Source organism: Paenibacillus sp. 2RAB27 (assembly GCF_052115445.1).
Taxonomy (GTDB): Bacteria; Bacillota; Bacilli; order Paenibacillales; family NBRC-103111; genus Paenibacillus_E.
Genome location: NZ_JBFRGR010000008.1, coordinates 45,769 through 69,506 on the forward strand (window position 1 = coordinate 45,769; position 23,738 = coordinate 69,506).

General features: G+C 43.2%; 22 protein-coding genes. 17 read left to right on the forward strand and 5 right to left on the reverse strand.

All coding sequences use genetic code 11. The features are described from left to right. Nucleotides 1–36 precede the first annotated feature (36 nt). The gene (locus tag AB4114_RS13820; protein WP_056609685.1) at nt 37–1,368 is read left to right on the forward strand and encodes a PhoH family protein; all 1,332 of its coding nucleotides are present in this window, start codon (nt 37–39) and stop codon (nt 1,366–1,368) included. A gap of 44 nt (nt 1,369–1,412) precedes the next feature. Here the strand turns inward: AB4114_RS13820 and AB4114_RS13825 are convergent, their stop codons facing one another. The 3 genes from AB4114_RS13825 to AB4114_RS13835 all read right to left on the reverse strand — a co-directional run bounded on the left by AB4114_RS13825 (nt 1,413) and on the right by AB4114_RS13835 (nt 4,115). After that, nucleotides 1,413–1,901 (reverse strand): hypothetical protein, encoded by a 489-nt coding sequence (locus AB4114_RS13825; RefSeq protein WP_441988978.1) that lies wholly within the window; start codon nt 1,899–1,901, stop codon nt 1,413–1,415. 47 nt (nt 1,902–1,948) lie between these two features. Further along, nucleotides 1,949–3,046 (reverse strand): coiled-coil domain-containing protein, encoded by a 1,098-nt coding sequence (locus AB4114_RS13830; protein ID WP_441988979.1) that lies wholly within the window; start codon nt 3,044–3,046, stop codon nt 1,949–1,951. A 100-nt stretch (nt 3,047–3,146) separates the two neighbouring features. Further along, nucleotides 3,147–4,115, reverse strand: a complete 969-nt coding sequence (locus tag AB4114_RS13835; protein ID WP_441988980.1) for a hypothetical protein — start codon at nt 4,113–4,115, stop codon at nt 3,147–3,149. 89 nt (nt 4,116–4,204) lie between these two features. Between AB4114_RS13835 and AB4114_RS13840 the strand changes: the two genes are divergently transcribed. Beyond that, a complete protein-coding gene (locus AB4114_RS13840) occupies nt 4,205–5,335 on the forward strand; it encodes a class I SAM-dependent methyltransferase (protein WP_441988981.1) in 1,131 nt (376 codons plus the stop codon). Nucleotides 5,336–5,367: 32 nt separating this feature from the next. Here AB4114_RS13840 and AB4114_RS13845 read toward each other — a convergent pair whose 3' ends face one another. Beyond that, nucleotides 5,368–5,598 (reverse strand): DUF2626 domain-containing protein, encoded by a 231-nt coding sequence (locus AB4114_RS13845; protein ID WP_029196536.1) that lies wholly within the window; start codon nt 5,596–5,598, stop codon nt 5,368–5,370. Nucleotides 5,599–5,987: 389 nt separating this feature from the next. Here AB4114_RS13845 and AB4114_RS13850 point away from each other — a divergent pair, with 389 nt between their 5' ends. From AB4114_RS13850 to AB4114_RS13895, 10 genes are all read left to right on the forward strand, one after another. Then, nucleotides 5,988–6,641 carry an RsfA family transcriptional regulator gene (locus AB4114_RS13850; protein WP_441988982.1) on the forward strand — a complete coding sequence of 218 codons (654 nt, stop codon included), beginning with the start codon at nt 5,988–5,990 and terminating at the stop codon, nt 6,639–6,641. Nucleotides 6,642–6,742: 101 nt separating this feature from the next. Then, nucleotides 6,743–7,696, forward strand: coding sequence for a ketopantoate reductase family protein (locus AB4114_RS13855; RefSeq protein ID WP_441988983.1), 954 nt, complete (start codon nt 6,743–6,745; stop codon nt 7,694–7,696). A gap of 13 nt (nt 7,697–7,709) precedes the next feature. After that, nucleotides 7,710–8,111 (forward strand): DUF3397 domain-containing protein, encoded by a 402-nt coding sequence (locus tag AB4114_RS13860; RefSeq protein ID WP_441988984.1) that lies wholly within the window; start codon nt 7,710–7,712, stop codon nt 8,109–8,111. A 389-nt stretch (nt 8,112–8,500) separates the two neighbouring features. Beyond that, nucleotides 8,501–10,183, forward strand: coding sequence for a peptide ABC transporter substrate-binding protein (locus AB4114_RS13865; protein WP_441988985.1), 1,683 nt, complete (start codon nt 8,501–8,503; stop codon nt 10,181–10,183). A gap of 97 nt (nt 10,184–10,280) precedes the next feature. Next, nucleotides 10,281–11,213: an ABC transporter permease gene (locus AB4114_RS13870; RefSeq protein ID WP_441988986.1), complete on the forward strand. Its 933-nt coding sequence runs from the start codon at nt 10,281–10,283 to the stop codon at nt 11,211–11,213. A gap of 3 nt (nt 11,214–11,216) precedes the next feature. Continuing rightward, the gene (locus AB4114_RS13875) at nt 11,217–12,149 is read left to right on the forward strand and encodes an ABC transporter permease (protein ID WP_441988987.1); all 933 of its coding nucleotides are present in this window, start codon (nt 11,217–11,219) and stop codon (nt 12,147–12,149) included. A 13-nt stretch (nt 12,150–12,162) separates the two neighbouring features. Beyond that, nucleotides 12,163–13,200: an ABC transporter ATP-binding protein gene (locus AB4114_RS13880; RefSeq protein ID WP_441988988.1), complete on the forward strand. Its 1,038-nt coding sequence runs from the start codon at nt 12,163–12,165 to the stop codon at nt 13,198–13,200. Next, nucleotides 13,193–14,167, forward strand: a complete 975-nt coding sequence (locus AB4114_RS13885; RefSeq protein WP_441988989.1) for an ABC transporter ATP-binding protein — start codon at nt 13,193–13,195, stop codon at nt 14,165–14,167. Before AB4114_RS13880 ends, AB4114_RS13885 begins: the two co-directional genes overlap by 8 nt. A 157-nt stretch (nt 14,168–14,324) precedes the next feature. Further along, on the forward strand, nt 14,325–15,959 hold the full coding sequence (gene bshC / locus AB4114_RS13890; protein ID WP_441988990.1) for a bacillithiol biosynthesis cysteine-adding enzyme BshC: 1,635 nt from the start codon (nt 14,325–14,327) through the stop codon (nt 15,957–15,959). An 11-nt stretch (nt 15,960–15,970) separates the two neighbouring features. Then, on the forward strand, nt 15,971–17,233 hold the full coding sequence (locus tag AB4114_RS13895; RefSeq protein WP_441988991.1) for an adenosylhomocysteinase: 1,263 nt from the start codon (nt 15,971–15,973) through the stop codon (nt 17,231–17,233). Nucleotides 17,234–17,936: 703 nt separating this feature from the next. Here the strand turns inward: AB4114_RS13895 and AB4114_RS13900 are convergent. Next, nucleotides 17,937–18,098, reverse strand: coding sequence for a hypothetical protein (locus AB4114_RS13900; protein WP_441988992.1), 162 nt, complete (start codon nt 18,096–18,098; stop codon nt 17,937–17,939). Between the two features lie 148 nt (nt 18,099–18,246). Here AB4114_RS13900 and AB4114_RS13905 point away from each other — a divergent pair, with 148 nt between their 5' ends. The 5 genes from AB4114_RS13905 to AB4114_RS13925 all read left to right on the forward strand — a co-directional run bounded on the left by AB4114_RS13905 (nt 18,247) and on the right by AB4114_RS13925 (nt 23,701). Continuing rightward, entirely contained in the window at nt 18,247–19,332 is a 1,086-nt protein-coding gene (locus tag AB4114_RS13905) for a DUF4349 domain-containing protein (protein ID WP_441988993.1), read from the forward strand. Between the two features lie 127 nt (nt 19,333–19,459). Further along, a complete protein-coding gene (gene mraZ / locus AB4114_RS13910) occupies nt 19,460–19,897 on the forward strand; it encodes a division/cell wall cluster transcriptional repressor MraZ (RefSeq protein ID WP_056612672.1) in 438 nt (145 codons plus the stop codon). Between the two features lie 69 nt (nt 19,898–19,966). Beyond that, nucleotides 19,967–20,917, forward strand: a complete 951-nt coding sequence (rsmH, locus tag AB4114_RS13915; protein WP_056612670.1) for a 16S rRNA (cytosine(1402)-N(4))-methyltransferase RsmH — start codon at nt 19,967–19,969, stop codon at nt 20,915–20,917. Nucleotides 20,918–20,935: 18 nt separating this feature from the next. Then, a complete protein-coding gene (ftsL2, locus tag AB4114_RS13920; protein ID WP_441988994.1) occupies nt 20,936–21,385 on the forward strand; it encodes a cell division protein FtsL in 450 nt (149 codons plus the stop codon). Between the two features lie 15 nt (nt 21,386–21,400). Beyond that, complete coding sequence (locus AB4114_RS13925) at nt 21,401–23,701, forward strand: penicillin-binding transpeptidase domain-containing protein (RefSeq protein ID WP_441988995.1); 2,301 nt, start codon at nt 21,401–21,403, stop codon at nt 23,699–23,701. The last annotated feature ends 37 nt before the right edge of the window (nt 23,702–23,738 follow it).

A 23,738-nucleotide genomic window follows, 5' to 3' on the forward strand; every position in this document is an offset into this window, starting at 1 on the left:
AATGATCTAACGCCAAATCTGGGAGGGGACACACCAATGAAAAAAATTTACGTGTTAGATACCAATGTACTGCTTCAGGATCCCAATGCTTTATTCGCATTTGAAGATAATGAAGTGGTCATACCCGCCGTGGTGTTGGAAGAAATCGATTCTAAGAAACGAAATGCRGATGAAATCGGTCGCAATGCTAGACATGTCTCGAGATTACTAGACGGATTAAGAGCCAAAGGCAATTTATCTGACGGCATTACACTTGGGCATGGCGGCAGTATTAAAGTGGAGCTTAACCACCGCAGTTTTGCGAAACTGCAAGATACGTTCGCTGAATTAACRAACGATAATCGCATTCTAGCGGTTGCACTTAATTACCATTTGGAAGAACAAGAAAATGATGTAGCTAGACCAGTCGTTATTGTGAGTAAAGATACGTTGGTTCGAATTAAGGCGGATGTACTGGGTATTCCGGCACAGGATTACTTAACAGATCGGATTGTGGCTCAAACCGACATGTATACCGGTTATATTACACTCTTTGTTCATCCTTCGATCATTGATGAATTCTATTCGTATCGCTTCTTGACCGTGACTTCACTTAATTTGAGCTATATGCTGCACCCGCACGAATTCGTGATCCTTCGCGATGAGCTGGGCTCTTCCAAGTCCGCACTGCTCAAAGTTACACCAGATGCCAAAAAGCTTGAGCCGCTTTACATGAGTAATGATCCCATCTGGGGAATTGCCGCGCGCAATGCGCAGCAGCGAATGGCTCTTGAGCTTTTGCTCAATGACGATATCCCGCTCGTCACCCTAACTGGGAAAGCGGGTACAGGTAAAACGCTGCTTACGTTAGCTGCGGGGCTCATGAAAATTGAGGATGATCGTAAATATAAGAAATTGTTAATTGCTCGTCCGGTCGTTCCGATGGGCAAGGATATCGGTTACCTGCCTGGTGAAAAAGATGAAAAGCTGCGCCCTTGGATGCAGCCGATCTATGATAATTTGGAATACTTATTCGATACCAAAAAACCAGGTGATATTGAAAAAATACTTGCCGGTCTAGGTAGTATTCAAGTAGAGGCGTTAACGTATATTCGAGGACGTTCCATACCTGGGCAATTTATTATTATCGATGAAGCGCAGAACCTCTCGAAACATGAAGTGAAAACGATCGTATCTCGTGTGGGAGAGGGCAGTAAAATCGTTCTCCTGGGTGATCCGGATCAAATTGACCATCCATACCTGGATGCATCAAGCAATGGGCTTACGTACGTGGTAGAGCGCTTTAAACAGGAAGGCATAAGCGGACATATCACATTAGAACGCGGCGAACGCTCGCATCTGGCTCAATTGGCTGCAGATTTGCTCTAAATAGAGAAAAGCCCACATCAGCCGATGTGGGCTTTTTGCTGCATTTACCGAAGAATTTCGATGTTGCAGCGATAAGCTTTGGCAATTCCATGCATGAGCTCTTCGAGCTGCCGATCAACGACGTACACGTCGTGGTCGCCATCTTTGTACTGGGCGATGAGATGCTCTTCAACCTGAAGGGCGGCTTGATCAACCTCAACGGCGGGACTATTCGCTGTAAAGCGGAAAGGGATCACGATTTTATCGTATAAGTAGTTATGTTCTGCGCGACTAGTGAACCCGTAGTCACTGAATAAATCCGTCAATTCTGCTTCTTCAACAAGCAAACGGAGCTCCATTACCGTGGTTTCAATATTAAAATGGGCCATGACTTCAAGCGCAGCGCGTTGCTGCTCTTCGTTACTAACAATCAGCATTTCTTTATCACGATCGAATAACTCGACTTTGCCGGCAAGCGCTTTGACGATTTGGGCGTAGAAGCCAGGTATTTTTCCGTCGGGTAGATCCATCATTAGACCAATTTTGAATTCCATTTTTGTTGTTCCTCACTTTTCCATGCATTATTCCTACTAGTTTTAGTTTACAGAGATAATTTGAGTTTCACAACTACCACGCCTTTTTTGGTTTCAACACTGATCACATCGAGGTAGCTCACTACTTTTTTCGGTACAAAACCTAAAGAAAATTCTTTCGTAAAGTCTGCGATGGTCGTATCTGGCAGCTTAAAGCTGTTAAATTCAAGATTATTAACAACAAAGCTGACTTCATTCAAGTTCTCTGCGTTCGTAAGAAGGACGAAGTTCCCTTGTATGGCTATCTGCAAGTCACCTTTTTTGCCAGTCGCGACCATAGCCCCATCTTTGAATTCAAAGTTCAACGTTTTCAGAAGATCGCTCTTGGAATGCAGATACGTATTGAAATCTGTGTCTGTCAAATTGACAACGGGCGTCGTGGATGTGATGCTAATATACTTACTGTCGGACATAAGGAATTGTGGCAGCTCGCGGAAAGCCGAAGATAAATTATCCAGATAATCTCTCGCCAAAGGCAAGCCTTCTTGCTTCCATTGATCATTTAAGCTCTTGATTTGGGTTGCAATAGCTTGCGCTTGTGCACTGACAGCCAGCTGTTTGTCCAATTCTTCTTGAAGCTTGACGAGTCGCTCGCGCTGCTCGAGGAATTTAGTTTTGGTATTCTGCAGCTCAGTTCGCGAATTCGCTAGTTCCGTTTGTAACTTAGTGAGTTTCTGAAAGGAATCCGTAAACTGCGCGAGTGAACGATGGTCATTCGTGATGATCATCTGTAAGTATTCGAACATGCGCAAGACGTCAGTAAAGGAATTTGCCGCGAAAAGTAGCATCCAGATCGAGTCTCGATCTCCTGTATAGTACGCTCGAAGCACTTTGCCTGCATGCTTGCGAGTTGCATCCACATTACCGTTTTGCTTTACGATATCTTGTTCATTCTGTTTGATTTGCTCACCGATTTTGGTATCCTGCTCGTTAAGACGAGCGACCTCTTTATCGATTTCGAAAATAGTGAGCCCTTTCTGGAGCAACTCCTTGGTTTCATCTTGAGGTGATTTCGTTTCTTCGGCCAAAGCGCCTCCAGAAGGCAATGTGATTTGTATGAGCAAAACAATGGATAACAGCAAGGCTGTGAGTTTTTTAGAATTCATTGATGGTATTCTCCCCCTATGAATAGATTATCATATTTCTATTAAATGAAGCACAAAAAAATACTTACCTTCGGGGAAAGGTAAGTATTTAACTCCATGCCTATTTTTTGGCAGCCGGTGTTAAGAGCTTGAGAATATCATCAAAACTCTTCACTTTAGCAGGGATTTCCTTTGTCAGAGGTGCACCTTGATTAATCGCATCCGTGGTTTGATGGAGTGTAATGTGATTGTCGAGGACTTTACCATCTAGCGTTACTGAGAATGTGATATCGAGCGTCTGATCACGAATAAAGCCTTGATCATCTATCGCGATCTTCATGCTGCTAGGTGCTTTAAGCGCTAGTGAAGCCATCCCATTTTTCTTGAGTGCTTCGGCTTTATCAGCTGTTAGTAAACCATTTGTTTGTAAGGTACCAATGAATTCTGGTAATTTCGCTTGGAATTGCGTATTGATTTCTTTTACATTTTTGGTAGTCAGATCAACTTGAATCGATTTAGCTGAGGATCCGTCAGTTAGTTTAATGGGATCTTTGGCTTGCTTAAACCACTTCGCATCCAATCCTTCGAAAATCAATTTCGTAAGAGCAGCGGATACTTGAGGTGTATTTTTCAACGTGTCAGCCGTTAATGGACTAGCCGTTGTGCTGCTCATTTTYTGTAAATCTATGGCATAGAACTCATCAGCTGTCTTATTTAAGGCTGGCATATTAAAATACAATTTGCTATCTTTAATGAGAATTGGTATATCGATGGGGGACGTAGATCCCTTGGGCGTTATACGTAAGTCTGATTGATATTGAAGKGGGTCTACTTGGCTAATGCCCTTCCACGTAATCGTGCTCTCTCTGATCAAGGATAATAACCCATTGGTAAGAGGGTTTGCTGATTTCATTAAACCATCACTGATTGCGAGAGTCGTGCTTCCATYGAACGTATAAGATTTCAATTCCGATTGTTTGTTTACGGATTGTTGAAATGCTTCTTTAACTTGCGTATTGTCTGTGCAAGCGGTCAACGAGACGAGGCCAATTGCCGTTATCGCTGTTAGGGTAATCCATTTTTTTGTCATGCTGGGCTGTCTCTCCTTCCATAATCCTTTATCATTATAAGGGTTTCTTATTCATTTGTCTGTAAGTAAAGAACTGGGGGTTTACAATCGTGCATCAACTAGGGCCTGCTAGCATTGTCGAGGTACTGAAGGAGCGTATTAGTTCGACACTAGATCAAAGAATATCCTTTCGAGACTATATGGAAATATGCTTATACCAGGAAACTGTCGGTTATTACCGAAAGGATCAAATAAAGATAGGTAAACAAGGAGATTTCTATACCAGCTCTTCCATAGGAACCGTAATGGGGGAAATGGTTGCTTCTTTCATATATAACCATCTACGAACGCAATCCAATCTGCCGCATCATCTTGAAATTGTTGAATGGGGGGGAGGCAATGGGCGAATGGCACGCCAATTGCTTGATGAAATGAATCAGGCTGCACCCGATATATATGAGCGATTAACGTATACGCTTATTGAATCGAGTGCCTATCACCGCCAGTTGCAGCAAGAAAGGCTTGTTGCACATGTGGAGCGAATTCGATTCGTGGATGAAACAGTTTGGTTAAGTGAGCCTCCAAGCGATCATGTATATGTATTGGCAAATGAATTGCTGGATGCCTTCCCGATTCACCGCCTGCAATACAAAGATGGGGCCTTTCACGAATCGTATGTGATATGGCAGGAGCAAGAGCCTCTTTTACAAGAAATCTGGTTACCTCTTGGACCTGGACGCATATTAGACTATCTAAATGCCTTAGAAGTTCAATGGCAAGAAGGGCAGATTAGTGAATTGAATCTAGAGGCGGTAGATTGGTATGTCCGACTTTCGGGACGGATGCTAAGCGGGTGCGTAATAGCAATTGATTATGGAGATAGGGAGGAGGAGCTGTACGCCTCTCATCGGCATCAGGGGACATTAATGTGCTATCGGAAGCACGAAGCCCACGATAATCCTTTGATCGACCCAGGTGAACAGGATATTACGGCTCATGTTAATTTTAGCTTATGTCAAAAAGCCGCGGTTTCAGCAGGGTTCGAACCATATGTGTATCAGACGCAGCGTCAGTTCTTAGTTGAGCAGGGCATTTTGGAAAAACTGCAAAATCATTTCGATCCGAATCCATTTAGTGAGGTGTCCAAAAGAAATCGTTCAATCCGACAATTACTGTTAAGTGATGGAATGAGTGAATTGTTTAAGGTGTTTGTTTCAATTAAAAAAGGTGAATCGGCATAATTGCCGATCCACCTTTTTGCTCGTTATCTGCGTTAGACGGACATTTTGAAAAATGACCAATACGTAAATCCGCTGAAGGAGATAATCATGTATCCCCAGAACAGCAATATGTAAGTACGTTCTGACAAGCGCATATAGCCTAGAATGACGAATACGGCAGTTTGAAAAAAGAAAATCAGAGACATAGGTATCATATCGCCAGCTAAGCTCATTAGTGCGATAACAAGTGTCCAAAAACCTAGAACCCGAAACATGCGATCCATTCTCGTTACATCCCCCTCTCGTACCACGTTGCACAATAACTACAACACATTATACCGTTTGATCCAAGTGGTGTAAACCGTCAAACGGTGACGAAATTGAAAACATTTCATCATATAGACGTAGTATGTCTTTTTATACGAATCCCATGTATGAGTGTCAAAAAATTTGGCAATACCATTTAGTATCAAATAGATTCTATGAACTCTAGTACGGGCATAGAAATAGTAATAATGGCAACGAATCAATTGATACCTGTCTGACTAATTGATTCTTCTTTATGATGTATCCGCAGGTAGGAGAGAATTTGATCAGGAATCGAAGCTCCCGAAAAGGAGAGACTTTGCTCTCCGACCAAAGATCCCTATAATTTGTTAGGAGGTTTGGCCTTATGTCGGCAATTAGACAAGATGCTTGGAGCGATGAAGACGACTTAATTTTAGCGGAGTTGACATTGCGTCATATCCGAGAAGGAAGTACACAATTATCTGCGTTTGAAGAAGTTGGGGAGCGCATTGGACGGACCGCGGCCGCGTGCGGGTTTCGCTGGAACAGCTTTGTACGGAAGAAATATGAAGCAGCCATTCAAATCGCGAAAGCTCACCGTCAGAAACGGACACAGCTGAAAAAGCATGCCCCTGTTTCGATTTCCGGTTCTTCTTCCATTGGTTTACTTGATAGTACAGATGTGTCTACTGGCAAGAATGAAGTGTTTAATGAAGAAACACTATCTATTGATGCAGTCATTCGTTTCTTACGGCAATGGCGCAGTACCTATCAGGATATGAATCGTCATATTAAAACGTTGGAAAAAGAACTGCAGGACAAAGAGGACGAACTCGATAGACTTGGCAGAGAAAATAATAAGCTGAATAAACAAGTAAATGAAGTTGAAACCGATTATCGCGTCGTGAATGATGATTATAAAGCGCTTATTCAAATTATGGACCGTGCCAGAAAAATGGCCTTTCTTGTAGAGGAAGAGGAAGAAGAGAAGCCGYGCTTCAAAATGGATGCAAATGGTAATTTGGAAAGAGTCGAATAATCATTTATTTTCTTGGAATGAAAAGCTGCAAATCAAGGGGAGCCTTGGTCTGTGGCTTTTTTGTTGTATAATGGGGATACATGGATAAAGGTGGTTATTGTATGCATATCATGATCATTGGTGCTGGTTCTCTTGGCCTTCTTTTTGCTGCTAAGCTTGCCCCGGTTTGTTCGCAATTAACAATAGTAACAAGATCTGTTGGACAAGCTAGAGAATTGGCGAAGCACGGCATCCAACTCGTTGGGACAGAGTCACAAGAGGCGAAGCTTGCGAAGTCGATTGTATTTCAGAGCTATACCGAAGCGATTAGTGGAAGTGTGGTACCGATAGCGCGGGAAATCGATTATATCTTCCTTATGGTGAAACAGACGGCAATATCTCCAGAGCTTATCGCCTATATTCAAAACCAAATGACGCGTCACACGTACTTGATATGCTTTCAGAATGGTGTTGGTCATGAAGTGAAATTAAGCCAAGCCATCGGGTTGGATAAGCTTTTATTTGCCATTACAACAGAAGGGGCTAAGCGAATTGGGCTTACTTCTGTTAAACATACAGGGCATGGAATCACCTATTTGGGGGAGTTAGAAGCGTACAATCATGCTGCCACAAATCATCAACATAATTTCATTGTGCAGCTGTTGGAGTTAGCAGGATTTCGTGCGGAATTGTCGAAAAATATGGAAGTAAGAATTTGGAGCAAATTAGTCATCAATGCGGTCATCAACCCACTCACAGCCATTCTACGTGTTCAAAATGGTGAATTGCTACGTTCGGCATGGACCCTTTCGCTTATGCAAGATCTTTACCAAGAAGTGCTTCGTTTGGCTGCTGCCAAAGGAATTGAGCTTCCGGCTGAATTATGGGATACCGTACAAGCTGTTTGCGAGGCGACAAAAACGAATCATTCCTCTATGTTGCAAGATATTGAAGCTTCGCGCCTAACAGAAGTTGACTATTTAAATGGCAGTTTAGTGAAGATGGGTAATGAAATGGGCATCGAGCTACCTGTAAACAGCTTGGTATATAGAATGATTAAAGCGATAGAAAATTAAGAGGTGAAACTTTTTGTTGAATAGTTTCGTTAGTCTATTATCTACCTTATATGCCATGTTGGCTGTTGCGCCATTTATCACGTTTGTTTTAGTGTGGTTCCTCATCTTTCTATTCCTGAAGGATAAGAAGATGACCACGAGGTTTACTATGGATGTCACAACGTTGTTTCTACTAGGATCCGTATCCTTGATGTGGAACAAACTTTTTCATACCCAATTTGGTTTCTGGTTAATTGTCCTAATCTTATTAATTGCTTTTGGTATTATTGGGGGTTATCAAAACCATTTGAAAGGTGAAACTAATTTAATTAAAGTAGGCAGACTTGTATGGCGTCTTAGCTTTGTAGGCTTATCGGCCTTATATATTCTGTTATTTTTCGTTCATATAGGTAAAAACTACCTTTTTTCAACATAGATTTCTTTGTCGTTTCCTGATTTAGAATATTTTGGGCATTAATTAAGCGGATCTTTGTAATATTTATTTGAGATTTGTAGAAAATAACAAACAAAATCGTCTAGATTTTATTGACCGTTGGTTGTATAATTAAAAACCGTGAGAGTAAATTTTTTTACCGGTTATTTAGACAAAGGTAAATTAATTGTGGACAAACTCATCGTTTATGTTATAATTCCTTGCGTAGACTCTAGTAAATTTTTTTACCAGAGATACAGGTGATGTTGTATAACATGAAAGAAGCGGTTACATTGATCTTCGGGTTGAGGGTGTAAGGTTTATGTTATTAAAACTAACAAAGCACCTAGCCATAGATGTCTAGACATACATATTTTAAAGGAGGAGTTTATATGAAAGCGACAAAGTGGGTTACTACAGCAGTAGCATTAACGCTTATGGGCAGCGTAGCAGTAGGTTGTGGCAAAAGTGAGGAAACACCAGCAGTATCACCAACAGATGGTACTAAAGGTACTTCAGCTCCAGCTTCCAACAAGCCTCAAGAAATTAAGATCAATTTCTCTGCTGAGCCCCCTATTATGGACAGCTCCAAAGCAACTGCAAATGCTGCTTTTACTTTTATTAGCGCATTTAATGAAGGTCTATATCGTACAGATAAAGACGGCAAAGCAACTCCAGGTCTTGCAAAAGATATGCCTAAAATCTCTCCTGATGGTCTAACGTACACAATTGACATTCGCGACAATGCGAACTGGTCTGACGGACAACCAGTGAAAGCACAAGATTTCATTTATTCCTTCAAACGTACATTAGATCCTGCTACAAAAGGGCAATATAGTTTCGTAGTAGCATGGATTAAAGGTGGAGAAGCTGTTACTAAAGCAAAAACTCCTGAAGAAGTTAAAAAAGCACAAGATGCACTTGGMGTTAAAGCAATCAGCGACAAGCAAATTGAAATTAAACTAGAGAAGCCGGTTGCATTCTTTACACAAATGCTTGCATTCGGAACTTTCTTGCCACAACGTGAAGATTTCGTAACAAAAGCTGGCGACAAATACGGCGCTGAAGCTGACAAAGTAATCGGTGCAGGTCCATTTATTTTGAGTAAATGGGATCATGGCCAAACACTTGAGCTTGTTAAAAATGAAAAATATTGGGATGCTGCAAATGTGAAGTTAACAAAAGCAACAATCAATATTGTTAAAGACACAAATACAGGCCTTAACCTATATGAAACAGATGCGGCTGATTTGACTGAAATCAATCGTGATCAACTTACTTTGTACAAAGGTAAACCGGACAACCTGCCTAAACCAGAGTTGACGAACTCCTACTTGATGTACCAAGTGAAGAAACAACCAGCTCTTGCGAACAAAAAGATTCGCCAAGCGCTTGGTATGGCAATCGATCGTCAAGCTTATGTAGATACAGTTCTTGCTAACGGTTCCGTTGCTTCCACTGGCCTAGTGCCAGGTGGTACTTCTGACGGTGCTGGCGGTGAATTCCGTAAAACAGCTGGTGAGACACAACCGAAGTTCGATGCTGCTAAAGCAAAAACTTTGCTTGCTGAAGGTTTGAAAGAGCTTGGTTTAACAGCACTTCCAAAAATGAAAGTGAACGCGGATGATACAGAAACTGCGAAAAAATCACTTGAGTTTATCCTTGCACAATGGAAACAAAACCTTGGATACGTTGCTGAAGCGAACCCAGTTCCTCATGCGTTGCGTATCGAGCTTTCCTCCAAAAAAGATTTCGATATTGTTCTTTCCCTATGGGGCGCAGATTACAACGATCCAATGACGTTCTTGGATATGTGGGTAACTGGCGGCGAGTTTGATGAAGGTGACTACAGCAACCCAGAGTACGATAAACTTGTAAAGTCCGCTCAAACAGAAGTAGATACTACGAAACGTGCTAAAGCTTTGGTTGAAGCTGAGAAAATCCTTATGGATGATCAAGGTGTAGCTCCATTGTACTTCCGTACTCGTGCTTACCTGAAAAAAGCATCAATTTCCGGTTTGATTCTACCATCGTTTGGTCAAGAGTGGGAATTGAAATGGGCTACTGTTAAGTAATCTTTAAAGCAGTTTAAAGCAGAAGGGGCCGTTCGCACMTCGTGGGAGCGGCCTCTTCTAACTTTCTTGTCTTATATTTTAATAAAGGAGGAGCAATATGATTAAGTTCATTCTTCGCCGTTTCCTATATGCGCTTATTACGTTATGGCTAATCTCAACATTTACTTTCGTACTGATGAAAAATTTGCCAGGTAATCCACTAGGAGAAGGCGCTGAGAAGATTCCGAAAGCTACGAGAGATATGTTGATGAAGCAGTATGGTCTAGATAAGCCATTATGGGAACAGTACTTGACATTCATGAACAATATCATCCACGGCGATCTAGGAGCTTCCTTTCAATTCCCTGCTCACAAAGTAACTGATATTATCAAACAAGCTTTCCCTTCATCCTTAGAACTTGGATTAATTTCAATTGTGATCGCAATTGTTGTTGGTTTAACTTTAGGGATTATTGCAGCCTTGAAACATAATAAAGTTGGCGATTATACAGCTATGTTCATTGCGATTTTAGGTGTTTCCATTCCGTCCTTCGTACTTGGGCCAATGCTTTCTTATTATGTAGGTGTAAAGTGGGGGATTTTGCCTGCTGGTTTATGGAAAGGTCCAGAATACAAGATATTACCAGCTATTGCTTTGTCCTTCGGTACAATTGCGATTTTGGCACGGTTAATGCGTACGTCCATGTTGGATGTTTTGAATCAAGATTATATTAAAACAGCGAAGTCAAAAGGTTTGTCAACTATAACAGTCGTAGTTAAGCATACAATTCGTAATGCAATATTGCCGGTTATCACGATTATTGGTCCAATATTTGTAAACGTCATCACAGGTACGTTAGTTGTTGAACAAATTTTTAGTGTACCAGGTTTGGGTAAACATTTTGTATCGTCTGTATATTCGAATGATTATACGATGATTTCTGGATTAACTATCTTTTACTCAGCGATTTTGATTGTCGTTATCTTTATTACTGACGTTGTATATGGCTTAGTAGACCCTAGAATTCGTCTTGGGAAAGGCGGGAAATAATTCATGCAAACTCCAAATGAATCAACAGAGACTAACTACAAGTTTGCTCCCGTTTCAAATAAATCTCTAACTGGTGAAGTAATTGTAAGACCTTCACTTAATTATTGGCAGGACGCATGGAGACGACTTAAGAAAAATAGACTGGCTATGGCTGGCTTAATTATATTGGTTGCTTTAATCGTACTTTCGATTATCGTTCCATTTGTTTCAAGCTACGATTATCAGACGCAAAACTTAAAGCTTAAAAATGCAGTACCGAGCAGTTCGCACTTTTTTGGAACAGATGACTTTGGTCGAGATGTTTGGACGCGCGTATGGTGGGGTACTCGAATCTCCCTATTTATCGGTATTACAGCGGCATTAATTGACTTAGTAGTTGGTGTTATTTACGGAGGGATTTCCGCGTATTACGGTGGGAAAGTTGATGAAGTGATGCAACGTTCCATTGAGATTGTCTACGCGATACCTTTCTTGTTGATTGCCATTCTTTTGATCATGGTTATTGGCTCAGGGGTTTCTTCCATTATCATTGCTTATAGTATTACAGGGTGGGTACCTATGGCGCGGCTTGTTCGTGGGCAGATGCTTACGCTCAAAGAACAAGAGTTCGTATTAGCTTCGCGTACACTGGGAGCTTCTCCCATGAGAATAATTATGCGTAGTTTGATCCCGAATGCACTTGGTATAATCATTGTACAGATCACATTCGTTGTGCCATCTGCGATCTTTACGGAAGCATTCTTGAGTTTTATCGGTCTTGGTGTAAAGCCACCACTGGCATCGCTAGGTAACTTGCTGTCAGACGGTGCTAACTATATTCGGTTATATCCGCATCGCCTTATTTTCCCGACAATTGTGTTCAGCTTAATCTTGTTGAGCTTCAATCTACTCGGCGATGGGCTTCGTGATGCGCTAGATCCAAAAATGCGCAAGTAAGAAGKGGTGAATAATGATGAGCACCAAAGACAATTTACTAGAAGTGAAAGATTTGAGAGTTTCATTCCAGACTTATGCGGGTGAAGTTCAGGCTGTTCGCGGCGTATCTTTTTCTTTGAAAAAAGGTGAAGTGTTGGCGATTGTAGGTGAATCCGGCTGCGGTAAATCCGTAACGGCACAAACGCTCATGCGTTTAATTCCTACTCCGCCTAGTTATATAAAAAGCGGCTCTATCATGTTTGATGGGAAAGTGGATATTACCAAGCTTTCCAACAGACAAATGGAGAAAATTCGTGGCTCGGAAATGGGTATGATTTTCCAAGATCCAATGACTTCGTTGAATCCAACGATGAAAATTGGTGATCAGATCACGGAAGGTTTGATCAAGCACGAAGGTCTAAGTAAAAGTGCTGCAAGAGAAAGAGCTATTGAAATTCTTAAGCTTGTTGKGATCAACTCACCTGAGGGTCGTATTCATCAATATCCACACGAACTTTCTGGTGGTATGCGTCAACGTGTCATGATCGCGATCGCTCTTGCGTGTTCGCCTAAGCTTCTTATTGCAGATGAGCCGACAACAGCGCTAGACGTTACCATTCAGGCTCAAATTATTGATTTGATGAAGAAGATCTCTGTGGAAACGGACTCATCCATTATCTTGATTACACATGATCTTGGTGTTGTTGCTGACATGGCAGGGCGTGTTGTGGTTATGTACGCAGGTAAAATTATTGAGCAGGGCACTGTGGATGAAATATTCTATGAGCCACAGCATCCATATACATGGGGGTTGCTTCGTTCAGTGCCGCGGTTGGATACGAACACGAATGAGGAGCTTGTGCCGATTCCAGGTACACCGCCAGATTTGTTCGCTCCGCCGAAAGGGTGTGCCTTCGCAGCTAGATGTCCTTATGCGATGAATCACTGTCTGGAAGAAGATCCAGCACATTCTGTGCTGTCTGAAACACATTCAGCCGCTTGTTGGTTACTTCACCCGGATGCGCCGAAGGTTGAACGTCCTGTAGGAGTGGGAGGTAATAGGCATGTCTAAAACATTAGCTAAATCGGAACAACCGATATTGCAAATTCGCAATATGAAGAAACATTTTAATCTTGGAAACGGTAAGATCTTGAAAGCCGYGGACAACTTTTCTATAGAAATTAAACGTGGTGAAACGTTTGGTCTTGTTGGTGAATCGGGTTGTGGGAAATCCACAGCAGGAAGAACTATCATTAAACTTTATGACGCAACAGAAGGCGAAGTCATTTTCGATGGTGAAGATGTTCATAAGCTGACTGGGAAAAAATTGAAGGAATTCAACCGGAATATGCAAATGGTATTCCAAGATCCTTACGCATCCCTAAACCCGCGTATGACTGTCGGGAACATCATTGCTGAAGGTATAGATATCCATGGCTTATACAAGGGTGCAAAGCGTAAAGAACGAGTTATGGAACTGCTTCGTGCAGTTGGTTTGAATGATGAGCATGCTAGCCGATTCCCGCATGAATTCTCTGGTGGTCAACGTCAACGTATCGGGATTGCCCGTGCGCTAGCGATTGAACCGAAATTCATTATCGCGGATGAGCCGATTTCTGCTTTGGACGTTTCCGTACAAGCGCAAGTCGTTAACCTTTTCAAAAGATTACAAAAAGAAATGGGCTTAACTTACTTATTTATCGCGCATGATTTGGCGATGGTTAAGCACATCTCTGACCGTATCGGGGTTATGTACTTGGGAAGTCTTGTTGAGGTAACTACATCCGACGCGCTTTACGCGAAGCCGTTACACCCGTATACACAATCCTTGCTTTCTGCGATTCCGATCCCAGATCCGGAAATTGAACGTACTCGTGAGCGTATCATTCTTCAAGGCGACGTACCGAGTCCGCTTAACCCGCCAAGTGGTTGTCCGTTCCGTACACGTTGTCCGCAAGCGATGGCCAAGTGTGCAGATTCCATGCCGCCTAGCAAAGAAGTGGAACCGAATCACTTTGTTGCTTGTCATTTATACTAATGAGATTAGCCGTCCCGAGAGGGGCGGCTTTTTCTCGATGTTCTAAACGCGTAGTAATTGTAATTAGAAAAAATACAGTTTTGACGATTTCAGGGCTACCGTGTACAATTAAAGGATAGTTGTTTTATTTGTTATGAAGAGGAGACACTAGTCGCATATGCAAATGGAAACTTTTCAAYGGAAGAAAAATCAGACATTGGCGGAAGATTATATATCGGGTAAAGGCAAAGCAAAGTCGTTGTTCCCTTATCATTTTGGAAACKKGGAAGATTGGCAAGCTCGTGTCAATTGGTTGGACGGAGCTAAGGTTGCCCCACATGTCGGGCGTGAGCGGCTTGTAGAGGTGCTGGGAGCCTATAATCGACGCGTAGGGAATACGGAAGTCGCTCTGGCACATATCGCAGCATTAGGCGATCAGCAAACGCTAGCGGTTGTTGGCGGTCAACAAGCGGGATTGTTTGGCGGACAGTTGATGATCCTATATAAAGCTATCACGATTATTCAATTGGCGCGGGAATGGCGTACGAAGCTGCAACGCGCAGTCGTTCCGGTTTTCTGGATCGCAGGTGAGGATCACGACTTCGATGAAGTCAATCATGTCCATGTTCTTTCCAATACGCAGCAGATTGAGAAGTTGAAGGTGGAGCATCCAACTGGTGTAAGAACGTCTGTCAGTCGCCTGCCACTTTCCTCTGAAGCGTGGGAAGAGGCATTGAATAAGTTGGATCAATCGTTAATGGATACAGAATTTAAAGCGTCTTTGTTAGATAAAATGCGTTCAGCTTCAGGCGATGGAGCGACGCTTTCTGATGCTTTTGCTCGTTGGATGGCGATGTTGTTTGGCGAGTATGGGCTTGTGTTGATCGATGCGGATGAGCCTTCGGTTCGTGCATTAGAGTCATCTATGTTCGAGCAAATGGTAGAGCAGAATGAGTCATTTACCGCCTCCTTACTGCGCAGTCAAGCTGAAGTCAGTCAAGCGGGTTATGGGATTCAAGCAGAAGTACATGAGGATGCTGCGAACCTCTTCGTTTTCGCCGATGGTGCGAGGTTGCTTCTTCATCGTGAGGGAGAGCACTTTACGGATAAGAAAAATACGGTTAGTTACACGAAGTCTGAACTTCGTGATAAAGCGATGTCAACACCGGAACAGTTGAGTAATAATGTCATGTCTCGGCCGCTTATGCAGGAATATTTATTTCCGGTTCTGGCGACAGTGCTAGGCCCAGGGGAAATTGCTTACTGGGCGCTGACGAAGCAAGCGTTCGAACATTTTCATATGCGTATGCCGATTGTGGTGCCGCGCTTGGAGTTTACTTTGATTGAGGGCACGATAAAGAAACAGATGGACAAATATGAGCTTACTTTGACAGACGTTCTGGAACGCTTTGATGAGAAGAAACAAGCGTGGTTGGATGCGCAAGATACACTTCAGCTCAACGAACGGTTTGAAACTGTTAAGGAGTCATTCCTTAGCGCCTACGCTCCCCTTGTGGAGTCTCTCAGTGGTATTAATCCTGGTGTCAAAAAACTCGGTGATACAAATCTGGCTAAAATCGTGGAACAAATCGATTATTTGCATCATAAGGCAAGCGAAGCGTCACATACGCAATTCGATGCAGCGATCCGGCAGTTGGACCGTGTTCGACTAACTATTTTTCCGTTAGCCAAGCCCCAAGAAAGAGTGTATAATGGGTGTGCTTATCTGAATCGTTATGGGAATGCTTGGCTGCATCATTTACTTGAGACGCCAATACCTGTTGACGGCATGCATCGTATCTATTATTTGTAGGAGGAACGAAGATGACAACTGCAACAAACAGTATTGTAACTGACATGGCGTTAGCGCCGGATGGTCATTTGAAAATTGATTKGGTTCAGGCGCACATGCCTGTTTTGAATCGAATTCGTGAGCAATTTGAGAAAGAACAGCCTTTCAAAGGTTTGAAAGTAACAATCTCCTTGCATTTGGAAGCTAAAACAGCCTACTTAGCGAAGGTTGTTAAAGCTGGTGGAGCTGAAGTTACGATCACGGGTAGTAACCCGCTTTCCACGCAAGATGATGTATGTGCGGCACTTGTTGAAGATGGAATCACAGTATTTGCCAAATACAACCCGAGTCCAGAAGAATACAAAGAGCTTCTTGTTAAATCATTGGAATCCAAACCAGATCTCATTATTGATGACGGTGGCGACTTAGTCTCACTTCTTCACTCCGAGCGTAAGGATTTGGCTATAAATGTGCGCGGTGGTGCGGAAGAAACGACAACGGGTATTCTTCGTTTGAAAGCGATGGAAAAAGACGGGAAACTCGGTTTCCCGATGGTTGCTGTTAACGATGCTTACTGTAAATACTTGTTTGATAACCGATACGGAACAGGCCAATCCGTATGGGATGGCATCAACCGTACAACAAACTTGGTGGTTGCAGGTAAAACTGTCGTTGTAGTTGGCTACGGCTGGTGTGGTAAGGGTGTGGCTATGCGCGCTAAAGGCTTAGGCGCTAACGTAATCGTTACTGAAATCGATGCGATTAAAGGCGTTGAAGCGTATATGGATGGTTTCGCAGTTATGCCAATGATCGAAGCTGCGAAATTGGGTGATTTCTTCGTTACGGTTACAGGTAATCGCGATGTTATCCGTGGCGAACACTACAAAGTGATGAAAGATGGCGCGATTCTATCGAACGCGGGTCACTTTGATGTTGAAGTGAACAAACCTGAGCTAGAGGCGTTGTCTTCCTCCAAGCGTACAGTTCGACGTAACATTGAAGAATATCAATTAACAGATGGTCGCAAAGTGTATATCTTAGCTGAAGGCCGCTTAGTTAACCTAGCTGCTGGGGATGGTCATCCGGCTGAAATCATGGATATGACATTTGCGCTTCAAGCGATGTCCTTGAAATATGTGAACGATTCCTACCAATCCCTTGGAAATACAGTTGTCAATGTTCCTTATGTATTGGATGAGCAAGTTGCTCGCTTCAAGCTCGAATCGCTAGGTACGAGTGTAGATGTTCTCTCAGATGAGCAAAAAGCTTACCTAGACAGCTGGGATGAGCACTAGAATATTTAATGATGTGATATGAAGTGTGAAGTGATGATGATGCCCTTTGATCCACTGATGTGGATTGGAGGGCATTTTGGTTTGAGTTTGTTGGTGAGGGAAATCTGATGTTACAAGGGGAGTCTGGTGGGTGGGGGAATTAACTACATGAAATACTTTAATCGAGTAAGACTACTGTATGTTTGGCTCATTAACTTCATTAACTCATTAACTAATCACTAACCAACGGACCGCCCCCACGAGCGCTCACTCACAAATTGACTCACAAACCAAATCACAAACCAACGAACGAACCCGACTCACAACTCGACTCCCGGACTGATTTATGAACCGACCAACGTACCGATCCACGACTCGACCCGCGGACTGACTTACGAACCGGCCAACAAATCGCCCGACAAGCTCGCCCGCCAACCCGCGAACTAGTGTCATTTGGTCCTTTATTGTGGTTGGGGGTAAGTGATAGTTTGTTAGGGATGATCGGGGTCCAGGAGCAAATAGATGGAAATTGTACAGTTAATTTAGCTAGAATGGGCTGATTGACATGTTTAACTGGATTTTCTGTAGGTAATATCAGGGATTTTCGGCGATTTGAGCAATTGAGGGGAATTTAACTACATGAAATACATCTAAACCGAAAATTTGGAGATTTTCTTCTGAAATAGCTGTATGTTTTCCAGTTAAATATTGTGCAAAGTGCAATTCATGCCCCGCCAACCCTGCTAATCTGACAGATCATACCAATCCAGGTTATTACTAGCGGTTGTAGCCCCGCAAGCCCCGCAAGCCCCGCAAGCCCCGCAAGCCCCGCAAGCCCCACAAATACTCTCAAATACCCAGCAATCCGCAGCCAATGACCGCTCAAACCTCACTCCGATCACACAACCATTCCACCAATCGCAAAAATCTTTAGCACTTTTTCACCGTCTGCGTTGTTTCCATGCAACTTTCGTGTATAGCATTCCGTTTGAAGGGTGTATAACCTATAAATGGAAATTGGGGGTCATGTTGAAATGAACATAAAGACAAGAGTAAGCTTAACGCTATTAATCGTCATGTGTATGCTGGTATTGGCGGTACTGGCAGGATGTAGTTCCTCCTCCAAGAGCCAACAAGACGCGTCCATGGCCGCTTCCAAAGGTGAAATGAATAGCGTGCAAAAGTCAGATGCGACATCGGATAAGTTTGCCGACGCGAAACAAGTGAATCAAAGCAACGCGGCTCCCGCGGCTGAGGCGAAGGAAGCAACGGCCAAAGCTCCCGCGGTGGATGGTAAGACAGCTGCGCCAAATGTTGTGATGCCTCCTAGCGGGAACGACCAAGAGGCAGGTTTTAACCGCAAACTTATTTATCGGGCTAATCTCGTGATGCCAGTTGAAGACTATAGTAAAGCTCAAACCCAGCTAAGGGATCTCGTTGCCTTAAGTGGCGCTTACATCTTGCAGTTTTCCGAGAGTGCGAATACGGGTGAAAGGGGTGGGACGTATACGATTAAAGTCGCAGCGAATGGTTTTGTATCTATGCTGGACGGCCTAGAAAAGATAAGCCCCGCGCTCCAACGGAATGTACAAGGTCAGGACGTGACGGAAGAGTACGTGGATCTAAGCTCTCGTCTAACGGCGAAACAGCTTGTTGAGACCAGATTACTAAGTTTTATGGAGAAAGCATCGAAAACGGATGATTTACTAGCTTTTTCTAATGAGCTTGCTAAGGTACAAGAGGTAATTGAGCAAATCAAAGGCAGGATGCGTTACTTGGATCAAAATGTTTCGTACTCCACCATCGAGCTGCGCATGTATCAACAAACTGGTAAAAAACCGTTGCTGTCTGACCCGAATGAACTAACTTTATCGGAACGTGTGGAAAAAGCATGGGGCTCTAGCCTGAATGTTTTGGTCGCTGTGATGCAAGGTGTCCTCGTTTTCCTCGCTGCCGCGGTACCCGTTATGGTGATATTACTTCTTATTGCACTCCCAATCTGGGTATACAGGCGCAAGAGGAACGCACAGTTGAAGGCATTGCGGTTGCAACTGAAGGAGCAACAAGTATCTGAAAATACACCCCATGATACGGAACAAGGAACAAAAGGCACAGAATAGACCTATAAAACGAAAAAAAATTAATTAATCCTGCTAACTAAGCAGGATTTCTTTTATTTTTAGCGAATATTGATTCAAATGTGGTGAAAAGTGGTACAAAGTGGAGGGAAAGGGGGGGCTTGATGCTATGTTTATGGGTGAATATCAACATAGCATTGATGAGAAAGGCCGAATGATCATTCCGGCTAAATTTCGTGAAGCCCTTGGCGAAGCTTTTGTCATCACCCGTGGTCTGGATCAGTGCTTATTTGTATATCCGCAATCCGAATGGTTAATTCTCGAACAGAAGCTGAAAGCATTGCCATTAATGAAGTCAGATGCACGTGCATTTACCCGGTTTTTCTTCTCTGGTGCAACAGAGTGTGAGCTTGATAAGCAAGGGAGAGCTAACATTCCAAGCAATCTCGTCGACCATGCCAAGTTAGAGAAAGATTGTGTCGTTATCGGTGTTTCTAATCGTGTGGAGATTTGGAGTAAGCAAGTTTGGGAAAGCTATGCCAATGAGTCTGAACAGTCATTCAATGAAATAGCAGAGAAGCTGGTCGATTTTAATTTTGATTTATAGAAATTTAGTGTTTAAGAATATGCTTACGAAGTCAGTTTTGCCAAGGCAAAACTTTTAGGAGGACAACGAGTGTTTCATCATGTGACTGTACTTAAAGAAGAATCTGTAGAAGGTTTACATATAAAACCAGATGGCGTTTACGTGGATTGTACAATGGGAGGCGCGGGACATAGCTCGCTTATCGCTTCCAAACTAGGACCAGAAGGGTTACTCATTGCCCTTGATCAAGATGATGTTGCCTTAGCCAATGCCCAAACGGTGCTTGCACCCTATCTAGATCGCGTAGCTATTATCAAAAGCAACTTCAGAGAAATCGAGCACGTACTACGCGGTGTACCCAAAGCTATGAAAGATGGCAGACCCCAGGTTGACGGCATTTTGTTCGATCTAGGTGTATCTTCTCCACAGTTGGATGATGGTGATCGCGGATTCAGCTACAACCATGATGCGGAGCTTGATATGAGAATGGATCGGGATACGCTGCTCACAGCTAAAACAATCGTTAATGAGTGGCCAGCTGACAAAATTGCTAAAGTTTTATTCGAATATGGGGAAGAAAAGTTCTCAAGACGGATTGCTGGTGTCATTGTGGAAGCAAGAGAGAAGAAAACGATTGAAACGACGGGTGAACTCGTGGAATTGATCAAAGAGGGGATCCCAGCTGCCGCAAGACGGACAGGGGGACACCCGGCCAAACGCAGCTTCCAAGCATTAAGAATTGCTGTGAATGACGAGTTAGGCGCGTTTGAAGAAGCGCTTCAGCAATCACTGAACTGCTTGGCACCTCAAGGACGCATTGCAGTCATTACGTTCCACTCCTTGGAGGATCGCATCTGTAAACAGTTTTTTGTGAAAAATGTGGAGAAATGTACGTGCCCGCCAGCTTTTCCAATGTGTGTTTGTGAGAAGGCTGGAGATTTGAAGCTCGTTACACGTAAACCAATTCTACCAAGTGAACATGAATTAGAAGTCAATCAAAGAGCCAGATCGGCAAAATTAAGAATAGCAGAAAAGCTTTGACCAAGGGAGGAATAAGCGATGTCATATATTCAAGGCAATTTGGCACTTGATCCGAAACGCAAACCGAATCCACAGCAGCGTGTTAAGATAAAAGAAACAACCAAGGTTGTTTATCGCAATTCCTCATTGCCAGCGCAAGAGAAAATGCTCTATTTATTCACAGTTGTACTATGTGTTATCGTTGCTGGCGTGATCATTTGGCGGTTTGCTGCGATCTATCAGATGAATGCGAATATTTTGAAAATGCAAGGTGAAATCCGTGAAATTCAAGCACAGAACAGCGCGCTCAAGCAAGAAGTTGAGAAGTTGCAAAGTCCGGATCGTTTAAAAGAGGAAGCAGTACGTCTCGGGTTTAATTTACAAGATGTGAAGCAAGGTGAAGTCGTAGCTCAATCTACGAAAGCGAAATCTGGTACAACATCAACTGCAACGAGTGGCAAAAGTACGAAAGCTGCTTCTAAACCGTAACAGGCAGGTACTCATATGACAAAAAAAATTAAGTTACGTTCTTTGCTACTTGGAGGGTTTTTCACCCTTCTTTTYGTTGTCCTCATGGTTAAAGTCTATTGGATTCAAGTGGTAGAAGCATCCTGGTTGCTAGAGAAGGCTGAGAAAAGATGGGAAACGGATAAAGTGCTGGCTCCTGTACGCGGTTCGATTTTGGATCGTAATGATAAGGTGCTCGCCGTAGAAGCAACAGCTTATACGATTGCGCTAAATCCGAAAGTGATTGATGCTTTGCACATTGCTGAGGATGTGACTCAGGKATTAGCGGATATTTTGAAGGAATCTGAGGCGAAGCGTGCCGAGCTAGTAAATAAGATTCGCGAAAGAGCAACGAAAAAGAATCTCGATGGTACAGACTTCGCTGCCAATGTAGAAGTGCGCAACGAAGGCTGGAAGATTGAGAAAGAGAAAGCGGATCAAGTTCGCGTGCTCATTGCCAATCTACAAACGAAGCTCAAGCTGGGCACCAGAGCGAGCGTAGGAATTTCAATTCTTGAAGATGAGAAGCGATACTATCCGGGTGAAACGTTGGCATCTCATATTCTAGGGTATACGAACAAAGAAGGTGAAGCATCGCTTGGCCTAGAGTTGAAATTGAACGATACACTTAAGGGTATTCCGGGGATGCTAAGTTATGAAAAAGATGGTAAAGGTGTAGAACTTCCCGATGCCAAAGTTAACTTTAAACCTGCGGAAGATGGAAACAATGTTAGACTCACGATCGACAAAAACATACAGTTTTATTTAGAGAGCGCTTTAGCAAAAGTCAATGACAAATGGCATCCGAAAAGCCTGACAGCTATCGCGGTTGATCCGAAAACGATGGAAATTCTAGGGATGGCAAATACGCCGAACTTTAATCCGAATACGTACTGGAATTATGATCCGCAGAAAGATTTTAGAAATGGCGCCGTTTCTTCCCGATATGAACCTGGATCTACCTTTAAGTTAGTTACCCTAGCAGGAGCGGTGGAAGAGGGATTGTTTAATCCGACAGAAACCTATCAATCGGGTTCGATAAAAGTCTCAGACCGTATTCTCCATGACCATAATCTCGTCGGATGGGGGAAAATCACCTTCTTAGAGGGTCTGAAGAGGTCTAGTAACGTTGCTTTTGTAAAGCTAGGAATTGAGAAATTAACTCAGAATAAGCTGCGTGATTATATTAATAAGTTTGGTTTCGATCAAAAAACGAACATCGATATGCCTGGGGAAGTCTCAGGTCTAATTGACATGAAATATCCGTCTGAGTACGCTACAGCGACCTACGGACAAGGAAAAGTCGTTGTGACAGCCATCCAACAAACCGCAGCTTATGCAGCCATTGCGAATGGTGGTAAATTGATGTGGCCCCACATTGTGAAGGACATTCTTGATCCTAAAACTGGCAAAGTAATCACAGCGTATGAACCCCAAGTAATCAGACAAGTTGTGAGTCCGCAAACGGCAACGCAAGTGAGTGGTTATTTAGAGCAAGTCGTATCCGACCAAGAAGTAGGGACTGGTAAGCTTGCCTATATGGAGGATTATCGGATAGCAGCCAAGACGGGGACAGCGAATATCGTACTTCCTGGTGAAAAAACGTACTCATCCGATACTTGGGTAATCTCGTTTATTGGCTATGCGCCAGTAGAAGATCCACGGATTTTAATTACACTTATCGCAGATCAGCCTGATTTAGGTGGGAATTATCATTTAGGCGGTCAAGTCCTAGCGCCTGCGTTCAAAGAAATAGTGGGTGAGTCTTTGCAGTACATGGGTGTTGCCTCAAGTAAAAAGCCGAAAACGATCACTAAAGAAGCGAATCGTCTTAATGTACCGAATTTGTTAGATATTACATCGACAAGCGCTAAAGATACGGCCAAAGATATTGGCCTATCGCTTGAAGTGTTCGGTAAAGGTGAGAAAGTGGTTGATCAGTTCCCGAAAGCTGGCACTCAAATTCTATCAACGCAGCATATTTACGTTGCCATGCAGCCTGTCGAGGAAATGCCGCTTCCTAATCTAGTTGGCAGATCTCTGAGAGACGCTGTTGAGACATGTTCTTTCTTCAAAATTGATTGTCAAACCTCAGGGGAAGGGTATGTATCTGAACAATCCGCAGCAGGAGAAGGACGTGGCGTAACGCTGCAACTTAAACCGTTAAGTGATAAAACAGATACGGCAAGCGGATCAACCCCTGTTGCGGCGCCTACAGGTTCACCGATGCCCTCATCAACGCCTAACGCCAAAACGGAGACACAACGAACGACAACGACAGCAAATAAACAACGTTAGTGAACAGCTTGTTCTAACCCTTGTTTGTCCCGAATAG

What these genes read in the sequence shown, in the direction of transcription:
- AB4114_RS13825 (WP_441988978.1), bottom strand. Translation starts at nt 1,901, where the DNA reads ATGGAATTCAAAATTGGTCTAATGATGGATCTACCCGACGGAAAAATA.
- AB4114_RS13830 (WP_441988979.1), bottom strand. Translation starts at nt 3,046, where the DNA reads ATGAATTCTAAAAAACTCACAGCCTTGCTGTTATCCATTGTTTTGCTC.
- AB4114_RS13845 (WP_029196536.1), bottom strand. Translation starts at nt 5,598, where the DNA reads ATGGATCGCATGTTTCGGGTTCTAGGTTTTTGGACACTTGTTATCGCA.
- AB4114_RS13855 (WP_441988983.1), top strand. Translation starts at nt 6,743, where the DNA reads ATGCATATCATGATCATTGGTGCTGGTTCTCTTGGCCTTCTTTTTGCT.
- AB4114_RS13870 (WP_441988986.1), top strand. Translation starts at nt 10,281, where the DNA reads ATGATTAAGTTCATTCTTCGCCGTTTCCTATATGCGCTTATTACGTTA.
- AB4114_RS13875 (WP_441988987.1), top strand. Translation starts at nt 11,217, where the DNA reads ATGCAAACTCCAAATGAATCAACAGAGACTAACTACAAGTTTGCTCCC.
- AB4114_RS13905 (WP_441988993.1), top strand. Translation starts at nt 18,247, where the DNA reads ATGAACATAAAGACAAGAGTAAGCTTAACGCTATTAATCGTCATGTGT.
- mraZ (WP_056612672.1), top strand. Translation starts at nt 19,460, where the DNA reads ATGTTTATGGGTGAATATCAACATAGCATTGATGAGAAAGGCCGAATG.
- ftsL2 (WP_441988994.1), top strand. Translation starts at nt 20,936, where the DNA reads ATGTCATATATTCAAGGCAATTTGGCACTTGATCCGAAACGCAAACCG.